The 15,267-nt window shown below is 73.6% G+C and carries 13 protein-coding genes; 12 read left to right on the top strand and 1 reads right to left on the bottom strand.

Annotated features, from left to right (window positions below; translation table 11 throughout):
• The first annotated feature begins 125 nt into the window (after positions 1-125).
• The 11 genes from ACFZBU_RS22115 (at position 126) to sucD (ending at position 11,974) form a co-directional block, all read left to right on the top strand.
• Entirely contained in the window at positions 126-536 is a 411-nt protein-coding gene (locus ACFZBU_RS22115) for a cobalamin B12-binding domain-containing protein (protein WP_391585341.1), read from the top strand.
• A gap of 90 nt (positions 537-626) precedes the next feature.
• Positions 627-1,979 carry an SWIM zinc finger family protein gene (locus tag ACFZBU_RS22110; RefSeq protein ID WP_391585340.1) on the top strand — a complete coding sequence of 451 codons (1,353 nt, stop codon included), beginning with the start codon at positions 627-629 and terminating at the stop codon, positions 1,977-1,979.
• Between the two features lie 134 nt (positions 1,980-2,113).
• Complete coding sequence (locus tag ACFZBU_RS22105; protein ID WP_391585339.1) at positions 2,114-3,592, top strand: DUF5691 domain-containing protein; 1,479 nt, start codon at positions 2,114-2,116, stop codon at positions 3,590-3,592.
• A 97-nt stretch (positions 3,593-3,689) separates the two neighbouring features.
• Complete coding sequence (locus tag ACFZBU_RS22100) at positions 3,690-4,277, top strand: Uma2 family endonuclease (protein WP_391585338.1); 588 nt, start codon at positions 3,690-3,692, stop codon at positions 4,275-4,277.
• A gap of 112 nt (positions 4,278-4,389) precedes the next feature.
• On the top strand, positions 4,390-5,466 hold the full coding sequence (locus tag ACFZBU_RS22095; RefSeq protein WP_391585529.1) for an AAA family ATPase: 1,077 nt from the start codon (positions 4,390-4,392) through the stop codon (positions 5,464-5,466).
• Positions 5,466-7,769 carry a DUF5682 family protein gene (locus ACFZBU_RS22090; RefSeq protein ID WP_391585337.1) on the top strand — a complete coding sequence of 768 codons (2,304 nt, stop codon included), beginning with the start codon at positions 5,466-5,468 and terminating at the stop codon, positions 7,767-7,769. The genes ACFZBU_RS22095 and ACFZBU_RS22090 overlap by 1 nt, the downstream gene beginning before the upstream one ends.
• Positions 7,766-8,929 (top strand): VWA domain-containing protein, encoded by a 1,164-nt coding sequence (locus ACFZBU_RS22085; protein ID WP_391585336.1) that lies wholly within the window; start codon positions 7,766-7,768, stop codon positions 8,927-8,929. The genes ACFZBU_RS22090 and ACFZBU_RS22085 overlap by 4 nt, the downstream gene beginning before the upstream one ends.
• A 40-nt stretch (positions 8,930-8,969) precedes the next feature.
• On the top strand, positions 8,970-9,224 hold the full coding sequence (locus ACFZBU_RS22080; RefSeq protein WP_391585335.1) for a hypothetical protein: 255 nt from the start codon (positions 8,970-8,972) through the stop codon (positions 9,222-9,224).
• Positions 9,221-9,571, top strand: a complete 351-nt coding sequence (locus tag ACFZBU_RS22075) for a type II toxin-antitoxin system PemK/MazF family toxin (RefSeq protein ID WP_391585334.1) — start codon at positions 9,221-9,223, stop codon at positions 9,569-9,571. Before ACFZBU_RS22080 ends, ACFZBU_RS22075 begins: the two co-directional genes overlap by 4 nt.
• A gap of 326 nt (positions 9,572-9,897) precedes the next feature.
• A complete protein-coding gene (gene sucC, locus ACFZBU_RS22070) occupies positions 9,898-11,073 on the top strand; it encodes an ADP-forming succinate--CoA ligase subunit beta (RefSeq protein ID WP_078975664.1) in 1,176 nt (391 codons plus the stop codon).
• Between the two features lie 16 nt (positions 11,074-11,089).
• On the top strand, positions 11,090-11,974 hold the full coding sequence (gene sucD / locus ACFZBU_RS22065) for a succinate--CoA ligase subunit alpha (RefSeq protein WP_078975663.1): 885 nt from the start codon (positions 11,090-11,092) through the stop codon (positions 11,972-11,974).
• 102 nt (positions 11,975-12,076) lie between these two features.
• Here the strand turns inward: sucD and ACFZBU_RS22060 are convergent, their stop codons facing one another.
• Complete coding sequence (locus ACFZBU_RS22060) at positions 12,077-13,228, bottom strand: sigma factor-like helix-turn-helix DNA-binding protein (protein WP_391585333.1); 1,152 nt, start codon at positions 13,226-13,228, stop codon at positions 12,077-12,079.
• A 32-nt stretch (positions 13,229-13,260) separates the two neighbouring features.
• Between ACFZBU_RS22060 and ACFZBU_RS22055 the strand changes: the two genes are divergently transcribed.
• Positions 13,261-15,198 carry a DUF6350 family protein gene (locus ACFZBU_RS22055; protein WP_391585332.1) on the top strand — a complete coding sequence of 646 codons (1,938 nt, stop codon included), beginning with the start codon at positions 13,261-13,263 and terminating at the stop codon, positions 15,196-15,198.
• The last annotated feature ends 69 nt before the right edge of the window (positions 15,199-15,267 follow it).

The raw sequence follows: 15,267 nt of genomic DNA, 5'->3' as shown, positions 1-15,267 counted from the left end.
GACGATCGGGCGCACGTGCGGGCGGGACTTCCCGGCGCGCGGTCGACCGGGACCACCTTCGGCAGGCCGTCCCGGCAGCGGGTTACGCTCCGGGCGAGGGCTTCGCTACGTACATGGAGGCAGTGATGGGTGTTCCCGGACCGATCAGGATCGTGGTGGCCAAGCCCGGACTCGACGGGCACGATCGGGGCGTCAAGGTGGTCGCGCGCGCACTGCGCGACGCGGGCTTCGAGGTGGTGTACACCGGCCTGCACCAGACCCCGATCCAGATCGTCGAGACGGCCATCCAGGAGGACGCCGACGCGATCGGCCTGTCGGTGCTCTCCGGCGCGCACATGACGCTCTTCGCGAAGGTCATCGAACTGCTCAAGGAGCGCGAGGCCGAGGACATCCTGGTGTTCGGCGGCGGGATCATCCCGGAGGAGGACGTCCCGGAGCTGAAGCGGATCGGCGTCGCGGCGGTGTTCACCCCCGGCGCGCCGACCACGGACATCGTCGACTGGGTACGCGCACACGTGGCGACCACCGCTGCCTGACCGGGCACTTCACCCGGATCCGGACAACCGGCCCGGCTCGTTCTCCCGGCCGGTGCACACGTGTCGGTGCGGGCCCGTACCGTGACCGTCATGCTGGAACGGTGGACCGCAGAACAGGTGCTGGCACTCGCGCCTGACGCCGCGTCACGCAAGGCCGGGAGCAGATTGGCGGTGCCGCGGCCATGGTCGGCCGCGGGCGCCGCGGAGTTCGCCGGAGGGGCCGGCGCGGTGTGGGGCGAGTGTGCCGGAAGCGGCGCGACGCCGTACCGCACGGTGGTCGATCTCGGTGGCCCGGCGTCGCAATGCTCGTGTCCCAGCCGCAAGTTCCCCTGCAAGCACGCACTCGGCCTGCTGCTCCTGTGGGCGGCCGACCCGGTGGCCGTGCCGGCCGACGCGACCGCACCCGACTGGGCCGACGCGTGGCTGACCGGGCGCCGGGAGCGGGCCGGGAAGAGCGCGTCGGCCGGGTCCGCACCGGCCGACCCCGCCGCGGCCCGACGACGGGCCGACCAGCGCGCGGCCCAGGTCGCCGAGGGCGCCGAACGGTTGCGCCGCTGGCTGGCCGACCGGGTCCATCAGGGCCTGGCGGGCACCGAGCGCGAGGGATACGCCATGTGGGACGGCATCGCCGAACGCATGGTCGACGCCAAGGCGCCGGGGTTGGCGGCCCGGCTGCGGGCGGCCGGGGCGATACCGGCGTCCGGGGCGGAGGGTTGGCCCGGCCGACTCCTGGAGGACTACGCCGAGTTGTGGCTGCTCCTGCGCGCCCACGAACACGCCGACGACCTGGACCCGTCCCTGGTGGCCGGGTTGCGGGCGCGGATCGGCTGGACCGTGGACGCGGAGGACGTGCTGCGCAGGGCGCGCGACGCGGGCACGGTGGTGCACGACCGGTGGCTGGTGCTGGGCAGCCGGGACAGTACGGACGGCAATCTGACGGAGCGTCGGATCTGGCTGCGCGGCGAGCGGTCCGGTCGCCCGGCGCTCGTGCTGGCCTTCGGGCCGCAGGGGCGCGCGCCGCAACTGGCTCTGCCGGTGGGCCGATCGATCGAGGCCGACGCGGCCTTCCACGACGACGCGGTGCCGCTGCGGGCCGCGCTCGGCGAGCGCGCCGGCGCGCCGGTGGCGGGCGCGGAGCCGGCGGGGGTCGGGCCGGAGGAGGCCACCGTGGGCTACGCCGAGGCGCTGCGCAGCGAACCGTGGCTGGAGGCGTGGCCGGTGGTGCTGGCCGACGTGGTCGCCGTGCCGGAGCCGATGGGGTGGCGGATCGCGGGCGCGGACGGGTTCTGGCTGCCGGTGGATCGGGCGCGCACCGGCGAGCAGGCGTTGTGGCGGTTGTCCGCGATGTCCGGAGGCGCGGGGCTGACCGTGTTCGGCGAGTACGGCGCGCGCGGGTTCGTCCCGGTGACCGCGTGGCACGAGGGGCAGGCCGTGCAGCTGTAGTCGGCCGTGCGGCCTGGCCGTGTGCCGTGTGCCGCACGCCATGGCGCGAGTCGGGACCGGCCCCGGAGGGCCCGCAAAACCATCACCGGAGTCGGTCGACACCGTCGATCGGCCTGTGCGGAAGGGGAGTTCGGATGCGGGTGGCGGATCCGGTGTGGGACGACCTGGTGTCGGCGGCGTTGGTGGGCACCGGACGGCGGCCGGCCGCGGAGGTGCCCGCGCAGGACGCGCTCGGGGCGCTGGCCGCGCAGGTGGACCGGGCGGACGAGGCGGTGCGGCTGCTCGACCTGGCCGCGATCGTGATGGTGCACCGGCGTGCGGGCCGGCGGGCCCCGGCGGGTGCGCCGCCGGCGCCGTGCGCCGAGCCGGACACGCGGCCGTCGGTGCCGGAACGGGCCCGGGTGCGGCTGCGGATCCTGCTTGAGGGCGACGGCATGGACTTCCTGCCCGAATGGCTCACGCTGGCCCGCGCGGCCGGACTGCGCGCGCCCGAGTCCGAGTTGCCCGCGCTGTTGACGGCGGCGCGCTCGCGGACCGATCTGCGCGAGATCGTGGCCGACCTGGCCGGACCGCGCGGCCGCTGGCTGGCCGGGCTCAACCCCGAGTGGGCGTGGCTGACCCGGGTCGCGGTGCCGGACCCGGACGATCCGATCGAGCTGTGGCGGCACGGACGCTTCGGCGAGCGGCTCGCCGCGTTCGAGGCACTGCGCACCGGTGACCCGGACGCCGCCCGGGGGCTGCTGGCCCGGGTCTGGAGCGCCGAGCCCGCGGAGGACCGGGCGGTGTGGGTGGCGGCGCTGCGCACCGAGTTGTCGGCGCGGGACGAGCCGTTCCTGGAGGAGGCGCTGGACGACCGGGCCAAGGTGGTTCGGGTGGCCGCCGCGCGATTGCTCACCGAACTGCCCGGCTCGGCCTTCGCCGCCCGGATGCGCGAGCGCGCGCTGGCCTGCCTGCGGCCCGGCGGCGCGGGGCGGGTGCTGGTGGTGCCGCCGAGCGGCTGCGATGCGGCGATGCGGCGGGACGGCATCGCGGAGACGTCGCCGACCGGGCGCGAGGACCACTCGTGGTGGCTGGGCGAGATCGTCGCCGCCACGCCGCTCGCGGTGTGGCGGGAGGTGTTCGGGGCCGGCCCCGAGGAGATCGTGGCGCGGGCGCTGCCGCGTCGGTTCGCCGAGGACGTCCGGGAGGGGTGGGCCCGTGCCGCGGTGCTGCAACGCGATGTCGACTGGGCCCGGGCGCTGGCCGGGCGCGGCGCGCCCACCCGGCTGCTGACCGTGCTGCCGGCGGCCGAGTGCGCCGAACACGTGGCCCGGCACATCGCCGCGCACGGGCTGTCCGAGGCGCTGCAACTGCTGACCAACTGCCCGGCACCGTGGCCGGCGGTGCTGGGTGACGCGGTCCTGGACGCGCTCGCGAGCGCGGCCGGGAGCGGCGGCTATCCGTGGAGCTTCAGCGGCGCCCGGGACGTGGCCGGCCGCGGCCTGGACCCGGCCGTGGTCGACCGCGTGGAGCAGTTGGCGCAGGGAGAGGGCGAATGGCCGAAGGCCTTCCGCGCCCTGGCCGACACCCTGCACTATCGCGCGACGATGCGCGCGGAACTCCTGGGCGGCTGAACGCGAGCGCTCTCGCGCCGGCCGGGTCGAATCATTCGTCCGGGTGGACGGTCGGATGTCCCACACCCGGCGGACCTCGCCGCGAGAGGATGAGCGAGTGACCGACGACGCGGAACAGATCGACCCACTGGCGAACATGCGCCTGACCGCCCTACGGATGCTGCGCGACTCAGGCGAGTTTCCCGAGAGCGTGCGGTGGGAGGCATCTCCGGCCGGCCTGGTCATGCAGGCGTCGCCGGATTGGGAGCATGCCCGGATCCTCACCGGTCTGCGCCACCTGCTCGAACCGTCGCTTCCGGCCGAGATCCTGGTGCTGGAGGGCGTTGCCTTCGTGGTGGGCGTCGGCACCGAACGCACGCCCGACCTCGTCGTCCTCGATCCCCGTAAGAAGGCCGAATTCCGGGAAGGGCACGCGACGTCCGCGTCCGGGGTCTGGATGTTCGTCGAGGTGACCTCGGACAGCACGCGCCGCGTCGATCTGCGGGAGAAGCCGAACGAGTATGCGCGGGCCGGGGTGCCGGTGATGCTGATCGTGGATCGGCAAAAGCACGAGGTGATCGTGCACTTCGAGCCGGTCGACGGGCGGTACACGTTCACCGAGCGGGTGCGGGCCGGCGCCCCCGTGCGTCTGCCCGAGCCGTTCGAGGCGACGATCGAGAGCGGGTTTCTGCTCGATCATCTGTGAGGTCGGCGGCCCCGAAGGTGTCGGACCCGGGCGGCAGGATGGGGTCTGTTCGGGTTTGTTCGAGCCTTGGGGGAGCGCCGTGACTGTGTCCGCTGAACCGGTTGAGCAGAGTGTGCTTCGGGCCCATGCCGAGGACGCGTTCGCCGACGAACTGGCCGCGCTCGCCGCCACCGACGAGCGGCCCCGGCCACCGCGCTGGAAGCTTTCGCCGTGGGCGGTGGCGACCTACCTGCTCGGCGGCACGCTGCCGGACGGGACGGTGATCTCGCCCAAGTACATCGGACCCCGGCGGATCATCGAGGTCGCCGTCACCACCTTGGCCACCGACCGCGCGCTGCTGCTCCTGGGCGTGCCGGGCACGGCCAAGACGTGGGTGTCCGAGCACCTGGCCGCCGCCGTGTGCGGCGACTCCACGCTGCTGGTCCAGGGCACCGCCGGCACCCCCGAGGAGGCCATCCGGTACGGGTGGAACTATGCCCAGCTGCTGGCCCACGGGCCCAGTCGCGCGGCCATGGTGGCCGGTCCGGTGATGCGCGCGATGAGTCACGGACTGGTCGCCCGGGTCGAGGAGTTGACCCGCATCCCGGCCGACGTACAGGACTCGTTGATCACCATCCTGTCCGAAAAGACGCTGCCGGTACCGGAGTTGAACGACGAGGTGCAGGCCGTGCGCGGGTTCAACCTGATCGCCACCGCCAACGACCGCGACCGCGGGGTCAACGACCTGTCCTCCGCGCTGCGCCGCCGATTCAACACCGTGGTGCTCCCGCTGCCGGCGACCGCCGACGCCGAGGTGGACATCGTCAGTCGCCGGGTGGCCCAGCTCGGCTCCTCGCTCGACCTGCCGCCGGTGGCCGCCGCCGAGGCCGAACTGCGGCGCGTGGTCACGGTGTTCCGCGAACTGCGGGCCGGCCTGACCGAGGACGGGCGGACCAAACTGAAGACCCCGTCCGGGACGTTGTCCACCGCGGAGGCGATCTCCGTGGTCACCGGCGGCCTCGCGCTGGCCGCCCACTTCGGCGACGGCGTGCTGCGCTCGGCGGACGTGGCCGCGGGCATCCTGGGCGCGGTGGTCAAGGACCCGGCGGCGGACACCCTGGTCTGGCGCGAATACCTGGAGACGGCGGTGCGTCCGCGGGCCGACTGGCAGGACTTCTACCGGGCCTGCCGCGACGCGGACCGGGCCTGATGGCGAACCCGCCGGTCGACCCGCCGATCCTGCTCGGCGTGCGGCACCACGGGCCGGGTTCGGCCCGGGCGGTGGCCGCCGCGCTCGCGCAGGTCGAGCCCGACATCGTGCTGATCGAGGGCCCGCCCGAGGCGGACGTGCTGCTGTCCTTCGCCGCCGACCCCGACATGCGCCCGCCCGTCGCACTGCTCGCGCACGCGGCCGACGATCCCGCGCAGGCGGGCTTTTGGCCGTACGCCGACTTCAGCCCCGAGTGGGTGGCGATCCGGTTCGCCGGCGCACACGGCGTCCCGATCCGCTTCGTCGACCTGCCGGTCGCGGTGTCCTTCACGCTCGACCGGGCCCGCAAGGAGCGCGCCGCGACCGCCCCGCCCGAGGACGAGGAGGCGGCGCCCGCGCCGCCGCGCGTCGACCCGATCGCGGAACTCGCCCGGCTGGCCGGTCAGGACGACCCGGAGCGCTGGTGGGAGGACGTGATCGAGCACCGGCTGCCCACCGGCGGCGATGCGCTGACCCCGTTCGCGGCGCTCGCCGACGCGATGGCCGCGCTGCGCGAGGACGAGCCCGAGCCCGACCCGACGACTGCACCGGGCGTCGAGCCCGACGTCGAGCGGCTGCGCGAGGCACACATGCGCCAGTGCATCCGGTCCGCCCGCCGCGCCGGCCACCGGCGGATCGCCGTGGTGTGCGGCGCCTGGCACCTGCCCGCCCTCTCCCGGCTCCCCTCGGCCGCCGCCGACCGGGCGCTGCTGGCGCCGCACCGGGCCAGGGTCAAGGTCGAGACCACCTGGGTGCCCTGGACGCACCGCCGGCTGGCGCAGAGCTCCGGCTACGGCGCGGGCGTCGCCTCGCCCGGGTGGTACCGACACCTGTACGCGAACACCGACGAACGCGAACTGTTGCCCCGCTGGTTCGTCCGGATCGCCTCGCTGCTGCGCGACGCGGGCCATCCGGTGTCCTCCGCACACGTGATCGAGGCCACCCGGCACGCGAGCGCCCTGGCCGCGCTGCGCGGTCGTCCGCTGGCCGGCCTGGACGAGACGATCGAGGCGGTCCGCGCGGTGATGTGCGACGGCGTCACCGGGCCGCTCGCACTGGTGCACGATGCCCTCGTGGTGGGCGACGTGATCGGCGAGGTGCCCGACACGGTGCCCGCCGTACCGCTCCAGCGCGACCTGTCCCGCGAGCAGCGCCGACTGCGCCTGAAGCCCGAGCCCTCGGCCCGCGAACTCGAACTCGACCTGCGCAAGGAGTCGCACGCCGACCGCAGCCGGCTGCTCAACCGACTCGCACTGCTGGACATCCCGTGGGGTGTGCCGGCCCGGGCCCGGGAGAGCAAGGGCACCTTCCGCGAGACCTGGCGCCTGGACTGGCAGCCCGAGTTGGCCATCCGGGTCGCCGAGGCCGGGGTGTGGGGGACCACCGTGCTCGCCGCCGCCGCGGCACGCACGGCCGATCTGGCGATCCGGGCCGAATCGCTGGCCGACGTCACCGACGTGGCCGAGCGCTGTCTGCGCGCCGACCTGCCCGACGCGCTGCCGCTGATCATGCGGGTCCTGGACCAGCGCGCCGCGCTGGACACCGACGTGGGCAAGCTCGCCGAGGCGCTGCCGGGCCTGGTGCGCGCGCTGCGCTACGGCGACGTGCGCGGCACCGACACCTCCGCGCTGGGCACCGTGGTGGCCGGCCTGGTGGTCCGGATCTGCGTCGGGCTGCTGCCGGCCTGCGCGGGTCTGGACGACGACGGCGCCAAGGCGATGCGCCGACACCTGGACGCCGTGCACGCGGCCGTACAACTGCTCGGCGACGAGCAACAGCAGGACTGGTACGCGACCCTGGACCGGCTCGCCGACCGGGAGAACCTGCCCGGCCTGCTCACCGGCCGGGCCACCCGACTGCTGCTCGACCTGGGCCGACTCGACCCGCAGGCGGCCGCTCCGCGCCTGGCCCGAGCACTGACCCGGGGTGTTCCGCACCGCGAATCGGCCGCCTGGATCGAGGGGTTCCTGGCCGGCGGCGGCATGCTGCTCGTGCACGACGAGCGGCTGATGGCCCTGGTCGACGAGTGGATCACCGACACCCCGGCCGATCTGTTCACCGAGATCCTGCCGCTGCTGCGACGCACCTTCGCCACCTTCGCGGCGGCCGAACGGCGCATGCTCGGCGAGCGGGTGCGCACCCCGGCACACCGCGCCGCCCCGGCCGCGAGCGCCGAGCTGTTCGACACCGGGCGCGCGGACGCCACGCTGCCGTTGCTGGCCGGGATCCTCGGCCTCGAACGCCGAAAGGTGACCACCCGATGAGCGAGAGCACGGCCGACGAACGCCTGCGCCGCTGGCGTCTGGTACTCGGCGGCGACGCGGACGGCACCGGCTACGGGCCCACCGGCGACGACATCCGGATCGACCGGGCCCTGGCCGCGCTGTACCGCCCGGAGACCCCGGCCCCGCGCGGCAGCAGACGCGGCACCGGCCCGCGGGCGGCCGGTCTGGGTGCCTCCGCGCCTTCGGTGGCCCGCTGGCTCGGCGACATCCGCGAGCACTTCCCGGCGGGCGTCGTACAGATCCTCCAGCAGGACGCGATCGAGCGGCTCGACCTGACCCGGCTGCTCCTGGAGCCGGAGATGCTGGCCGCCGTCGAACCCGACGTACATCTGGTCGGCACCCTGCTCGCGCTCAACAAGCTGATGCCCGAGGCCACCAAGGAGGCCGCCCGCGCGGTGGTCCGCACGGTCGTCGACGACCTGGAGCGCCGGGTCGCGCAGCGCACCACGAGCCTGGTCCAAGGCGCGCTGGACCGGGCGACCCGGATCAACCGCCCGCGTCACCACGACATCGACTGGAACGCCACGATCAAGGCCAACCTCAAGCACTACCAGGCCGAGCACCGCACGATCGTGCCGGAGCGCCTGGTCGGCTACGGGCGGCAGCGGCACGGGGTACGGAAGGACGTGATCCTGTGCATCGACCAGTCCGGCTCGATGGCGGCCTCGGTGGTCTACGCGTCGGTCTTCGGCGCGGTGCTGGGCTCGATGCGCTCGCTCGAGACCTCGCTGGTCGTCTTCGACACGAACGTGGTCGACCTGACCGAACAACTGAGCGATCCGGTGGACGTGCTGTTCGGCACCCAGCTCGGCGGCGGCACCGACATCAACCGCGCGCTCGCCTACTGCCAATCGTTGATCACTCGCCCGGCGGAGACGATCGTGGTGCTGATCAGCGACCTGTACGAGGGCGGCGTGCGGGACGAGATGTTGCGCCGTGCGGCGAGCATGCAGGCCGCCGGGACCTCGTTCGTCACCCTGCTGGCCCTCTCCGACGAGGGCGCCCCCGCGTACGACCACACCAACGCCGCGGCACTGGCCGCTCTGGGCAGCCCGGCCTTCGCCTGCACCCCCGACCTGTTCCCGGAGGTGATGGCAGCGGCGATCCAGGGTCTGCCGCTTCCGGTGCCGGAGCCGTAATGGTGTCCTGATCGGTAGACCGAGGAGTATGCTCTTTGGTATGCAGACAACGGTGAAGATAGACGCCAAACTGCGAGACCGGATCGCGCGCCTGGCGGAGCAACGGGAGATGTCGATGGGCGCGGTCATCGCCGCCGCCATAGAGCGCGAGGAACGGGCCGAACGATTCGCGGCGATCGAAGCGGCCATGGCCCGCTTGGAGGCGGATCCCGACGAGTGGCGCTCCTACCGGGCGGAGCAGGGCGAATGGGAAGCCACTCTGGCCGACGGTCTGGATGACGAGGCATCCGAGTGAGCCCTGCTCTTCGACCGCGCCAAGGCGACGTGTGGATGGTCGATCTGGAGCCCGTGGCCGGGCACGAACAGGGGCGGCGGCGGCCTTGCGTTGTCGTTTCGAGTGACGAGTACAACCGCGTGATGCGCGGGATGGCGATCGTGGTGCCGTTGACCAGTCGGGACCGCGGGTTGCCCCACCAGGTGAAGGTGTCAAGTTCGGCGTCCGGGCTCGGCAACGTGAGCTTCGCCAGGCCCGAGGATGTGCGAGCGGTCTCACACCTTCGGTTCGGCCGCCGTCTGGGTTTTGCGAGCGAGCTCGAGATGGCTGACATCCATGGTTGGTTGTCCGACTTCCTCGGCATGTGAGCAGCACTCCGCCGGCGGCGTCGGGTGGGATCGGCCACATCCACGCTGTCACGGTCCGTTTCGATGTGTTCCCTGTGTCACGGTGGAACAGGCGTAAACGGGCGGATCTCGACGTGCGGCCGGGCCGTGGGCGAGGGTCTCCCGGGGGGCGTGCCCAAGACCCCGTTTCGGACCTAGCACTCCTGCCCGATAACCTGCAAGGCGGATCAGCTACGCGTGCGGACGCCGTCCACCAGAACTGGGGGCGAGCCTGCCGGACCTGTGCGACGACGGACGCGGCTGCGCATGTTCCGCATATCCGATCGCGATCACAAGGACGGACCCGCGTGGACCTGTTCGAGTACCAGGCGAGGGATCTCTTCGCTAAGCACGGTGTGCCGGTTCTGCCCGGTGAAGTCGTCTTCACGCCGGAGGAGGCACGGGCCGCCGCCGAGCGCATGGGCGGCAAGGCCGTCGTCAAGGCGCAGGTGAAGGTCGGTGGCCGCGGCAAGGCCGGCGGCGTGAAGCTGGCCTTCAGCACCGACGAGGTCGTCGAGAAGACCGAGCAGATCCTCGGCCTCGACATCAAGGGCCACATCGTCAAGAAGGTCATGCTGGCCGGTCTGGCCAAGCCGGTGGACGAGTACTACGTCTCGTTCCTGCTCGACCGCACCAACCGCACCTTCCTCGCGATGGCGTCCGTCGAGGGTGGCGTCGAGATCGAGGTCGTCGCGGAGGAGAACCCCGACGCGCTCGCCAAGATCCCGGTCGACGCGATCGAGGGTGTGACCGAGGCCAAGGCCCGCGAGATCGTCGAGGCGGCGAAGTTCCCCGCCGAGCTGCACGACCAGATCGTCGCGACCCTCAAGACGTTGTGGACCGTCTTCGTCGAAGAGGACGCCACGCTCGTCGAGGTCAACCCGCTGATCAAGTCCGAAGAGGGCAAGATCATCGCGCTGGACGGCAAGGTCTCGCTCGACGAGAACGCCGACTTCCGGCACCCCGACCACGAGGCGCTCGAGGACAAGGACGCGGCCGACCCGCTGGAGGCGGCGGCCAAGGCCAAGGGTCTGAACTACGTCAAGCTCGACGGCTCGGTCGGCATCATCGGCAACGGCGCGGGTCTGGTCATGTCCACGCTCGACGTGGTCGCGTACGCCGGGGAGAACCACGGCGGCGTGAAGCCGGCCAACTTCCTCGACATCGGCGGCGGCGCGTCCGCCGAGGTGATGGCGAACGGCCTGGAGATCATCCTGGGCGACGCCGACGTCAAGTCGGTGTTCGTCAACGTCTTCGGCGGCATCACCGCGTGCGACGCGGTCGCGAACGGCATCGTGCAGGCGCTCGAACTGCTGAAGCAGAAGGGCGAGGCGGTCACCAAGCCGCTCGTCGTGCGTCTGGACGGGAACAACGCGGAGCTGGGTCGTCAGATCCTCACCGACGCGAACCACCCGCTGGTCCAGCAGGTGGACACCATGGATGGCGCGGCCGAGCGGGCCGCCGAGCTCGCTGCCGCGAAGTAAGGGAGACCGACCCAACATGGCTATCTTCCTGACCAAGGACAGCAAGGTCATCGTCCAGGGCATGACCGGCTCCGAGGGGATGAAGCACACCCACCGGATGCTCGCCTCCGGGACGAACATCGTCGGTGGCGTGAACCCGCGCAAGGCCGGCACCACGGTCGACGTGGACGGCACCGAGGTACCGGTATTCGGCACCGTGGCCGAGGCCATGGAGGCCACCGGCGCGGACGTCACCGTGGTCTTCGTGCCGCCGAAGTTCACCAAGGACGCCGTGGTCGAGGCCATCGAGGCCGAGATCGGCCTCGCCGTGGTCATCACCGAGGGCGTGCCGGTGCACGACACCGCGCAGTTCTGGGCGCTCGCCGGCGCCAAGGGCAACAAGACCCGGATCATCGGCCCGAACTGTCCCGGCCTGATCACCCCCGGCCAGTCCAACGCGGGCATCATCCCGGCGAGCATCACCAAGCCGGGCCGGATCGGTCTGGTGTCCAAGTCGGGCACGCTGACCTACCAGATGATGTACGAGCTGGCCGACATCGGCTTCTCGACCGCCGTCGGCATCGGTGGCGACCCGATCATCGGCACCACGCACATCGACTGCCTCCAGGCGTTCCAGGACGACCCGGACACCGACGCGATCGTGATGATCGGCGAGATCGGCGGCGACGCCGAGGAGCGTGCCGCGGCCTACATCGCCGAGCACATCACCAAGCCGGTCGTCGGCTACGTCGCGGGCTTCACCGCCCCCGAGGGCAAGACCATGGGCCACGCCGGCGCCATCGTCTCGGGCTCCTCGGGCACCGCGCAGGCCAAGCAGGACGCGCTCGAGGCCGTCGGCGTCAAGGTCGGCAAGACGCCGTCCGAGACGGCGCGCCTGATGCGCGAGATCATGGCGGGCTGACCCACCGGTCACCCGTGACCCACGACGCCCCGCGAGCCGCCTTCCAGGCGGTGCGCGGGGCGTCGTGGTTTCCGGGCGGGTCCGAGCGCACGTGTCGTCCGGTCAGTGCTGCGGCGCACGTCGCAGCCCGTTGTCCACGCAGCTCGTGTCCAGGGTGAATCCGGTCTCCGGAGCCAGTAGCGCGGCGGTGCCGCGCGCGGGCGGGGCGGGCGCGAACACCCGGGTCGAGGCCGGATCGGCCGGCCGCCCCGCGGTGGGCACCACGAGGTGCAACCGCGGGGTGGTCTGTTCGGCCGCGCCGGCGGGCTCCGGCGTGGGCGACTGCTCGGCGGGGGTCGGCTCCGGCTCCGGAGCCGCGGTCGTGGGCGCGGCGGGCTCCGGGGTGTCGGCCTCCGGGGCGGGCGGGGCGGCGGCGGGCGGCCGCGGGGCCGCGAGATCGGCGGGCACGGGCGGCAGCCTGCGGGCCGCCGCGGAGCCGGTGATCGCCGGGACCCGGTAGCCGCCCCGCGAGTCGCGCGAGGTGCCCGGAGCGAGCAGCGGCGGCAGCGAGGCGATCAGCAGGGCGAGGATCGCCGCCGCGACCACCGCGACGAGCAGCGAGGCCCGGGCCCTGCTGCCCACCCGGGACGCGTGCGGACCGGGTAGGCGGGGTTCGTGGCGGGCCGCGAGGTCACGGGTGATCGTGGTCAGGAAGTCGTGTGCCTCGGGGCAGTTCGGCGACGGGCCGGTCAGCGCGGGCACCAGCTCGGCGAGGTCCTCGTGCGCGTGCAGGAGCCGGATCCGGGTGGCCTCGGTGGTCGCCTCCGTCTCGACCGCGACCTGCTCCGGCGACATCCCGTACAGGTGGCGCAGCACGAACACCCGCCGACGGTGGCTCGGCACCCGCTGGAGCGCGCGCAGGAGCGCGATGTCCCGGTCGCGATGCGCGTCGTCCTCCGCGTGCGGGACGACCCGGTCGGTGCGGTCCGGATGCGGTACCAGTCGCCAGAGGGCGCGCCGCAGCAGGAACCGGTGACCGAGCGCGAGGTCACCCGCGAGGGTGCGGACACGGGCGGCATCGGCGGGGGTGTTTTCGACGTCCGGCAGGTCCCGCCAGACCCGGGCGAACACGTGCCGGGTCACGTACGCGGCCCGGGCGGGGCTCGCGGTCAGCAGATACGCGTAGCGCGCGATGTCGGGTGCGATCGCCGCATGCAGGGCGTCGAAGCCCGGGGCGCGCTCGTGCGGCTCGGTCCGCTCGTCGTCGATGCCCATGAGGGCGTGAGGTACCCGAGGGTCGATCGATAATGCATATTAACCAACTTCAATCGATCAAATGGGGTGTTCTGTCACGCCTCGTGGCCATATGCGGCTCGGATCGTGGCTGCGTGGGCAGCATGGGGGGCGTGACCGAAACGCCGGAAACCGAGCACGGCCCGTCGGCGCCCTGGACGGTGGCCGGCTCCACTCCGTGGGCGGGCGTCGAGTACCTTTCGGCTCCGCCGCCCAGGTCCCTCGGGGAGGCGCTCGGCCGCACACCCGAAACAACACCGGACCCGATCCCCGAGCCGCTGCCGGAACCGCTCCCGGAAGGGGCGCCGGGCCCCACGCCGGAAACGGCACCGGACGTGGGATCCGGGCCGCCCGACGAGCCCGCCCGGGCATCCGGACCGCCGGAGTCGTCGGAAGCCGCCGCGCACCCCGAGGCAGCCGACCCGCCGGCCCCGCCGGCCCCGCCGGACCCGGCGGAGCTGCCCGAGCCCGCCGAGCCCACCGATGCCGTCGACGCCCCCGGACCCACCGAGGCCCCCGCGTCGCCGCCCCCGCCGCCCCGTCCCCAGGCGCCGCCGCTCGTCGCCCCGCCCAGGCCGAACCGCCCGCCCGGCGCGCTGCCGGTGTCGACCCCCGTCGAGGCCCCCGGCGAGTCCGCGGCGTTCGGAGCGCAGCCGTGGGGCCCGCCGCCGCCCGGTCGGCCGCCGACCGCCGTCCTCCTCGGGCTGCCGGGCGTGGCCGCGGTGGCCGGCTTCGTCCGCCGCCGCCCCGACACGGCCCGGATCACGCAGGCCCTCGCCCGCGGGGTGGTGTCCGCCCTGCTCGCGGTCGGGGCGGGGCTCGGCACGGTGGGGGTGCTCGTGCTGATCGTGGCCACGTGCGGGGCCACCTCCGGCAGCTTCGATCACCCGCAGGCGCTGCTGCGCGTGATCGGCGGAATCTGGCTCGCGGCGCATCACGTCGGCTTCGAGTTCGTCGAGATCAGCCACACGGCGACCGGCTCGGTCGATCCGATCGTGACCGTCGTACCGCTGCGGCTGGCCCCGCTCGGCCTGACCGTGCCGCTGATCTGGCTGCTGTGTCGGCTGGGCCGCCGGCTTGCGGACGGCCTCGCCGGGACCGCGATCGTGCTGGCCTCCCAAGCGCTGGTGTACACCGGCTTGCTGTACGCGGTCGCCGCCGGCGTGGGTACGCCGAGCGTGCGGCCGGAGTCCGGCACCGTCGCGGTGGCCGCGCTCGGCGTCCTGGCGGCCGGACTGCTGGGCGCGTTCGGGCCCGCGCTGGTGCGGGTGCCGGCCGTGCGGGCCGGCCTGGCCTCGGCCGCCGTGCTCGCGGCGGGCGGCGCGCTCCTCGTGCTCGCGTGCCTGTTCGCGCACGCCGGCCAGGTCCGGATCGCGCTGGCGCTGACCACGCACGACGCGGTCGGCTTCGCGGCGCTGGCCGTGTTGTGCGCCGTGCTGGTGCCCAACGCGATCGTGTGGGCGGTGTCCTATGCGGCCGGCACCGGGTTCGCGCTCGGCGCGGCCACCACGCTCGCGCCCACCGGCAGCACCTTCGGCCCGCTGCCCACGCTGCCCCTGTTCGCCGCGCTGCCCGGCCCCACCACGGTGCCCTCCACCGCCTGGGCGCCCGCGGTGCTTCCGCTGCTCGCAGGCGTCGTGGCGGGCCTTTTCGCGGCCCGCGCCGAACCGCCGCGGGCCTGGCTCGCGGTCACCTCGCACGCTGCCGGGGCGGCCCTGGGCGTCGGCCTGCTCACCCTCGCCTCGACCCGACTGGCCTCCGGCACCGCGGGCCTGGCCAACCTCGCCGAACTGGGCCCGAACGTATGGCGCACCGCCGCCGCGCTGACCGTCGAGATCGCGCTGATCGCCGCCCCGACCGCACTGGTCACGACCTGGTGGCGTGGTCGGGAGAACCCGAAGGCCGCCCCCGCCGAAGCGGAGACGGCCTTCGGAACCGGCGGCCCGTCGTAGGCCCGCCGACCAGCCCTGCGGGTCGATGCAGCCGGGTCACGCCCGGGCCGTCCCGGGCGGAGCGGCCCG

The organism is Embleya sp. NPDC008237, assembly GCF_042956465.1.
In the GTDB taxonomy this organism is placed as follows: Bacteria; Actinomycetota; Actinomycetes; order Streptomycetales; family Streptomycetaceae; genus Embleya.
Note: the sequence above shows the minus strand (reverse complement) of the source record. Positions and strands in the feature narration are given on the sequence as shown.